The 423-nt window shown below is 31.2% G+C and carries 2 protein-coding genes; both read left to right on the forward strand.

The window, feature by feature from the left end; genetic code table 11:
• Positions 1 to 154: SDR family oxidoreductase (locus tag E3E36_RS13980; RefSeq protein ID WP_167895618.1), on the forward strand; the 154-nt coding region annotated here is incomplete at its 5' end.
• Positions 155 to 216: 62 nt separating this feature from the next.
• Positions 217 to 423: SemiSWEET family sugar transporter (locus E3E36_RS12190; RefSeq protein WP_167895619.1), on the forward strand; the 207-nt coding region annotated here is incomplete at its 3' end.

Consider the following 423-nt stretch of genomic DNA (forward strand, 5'->3'; position numbering starts at 1 on the left):
TGGCAATGCAACTGCAGAAGATTGTGCCAACTATTGCATTACGCTTTTTTCTGATTTAACAAGAATGGTTACTATGCAGAATTTATTTCATGATGGTGGTTATTCTAATACAGGTGTAAGTAATGAAGTGATGCAGAAACTGGGAATCAGTTAAATTATAATAAGTAACGCCGATACATTGTATCGGCGTTTTTGTTTAAACTAAAAAATTATTAGATGAATACATTATTATTTCAACTTTCAACAGAAGCTATACAGTTAATAGGTTACGTAGGTAGCTTTTTAACTTCTGTTACATTTATTCCTCAGGTAATAAAATCCTGGAAATCTAAAAGTGTTGGAGATTTAAGTGTGGTAATGCTTTTAATTGTAATTACAAGTACCATTGTTTGGTTAATATATGGATTTGGTATTGCCAATGGC

Source organism: Thermococcus sp. M36 (genome assembly GCF_012027355.1).
Lineage (GTDB): Archaea > Methanobacteriota_B > Thermococci > Thermococcales > Thermococcaceae > Thermococcus.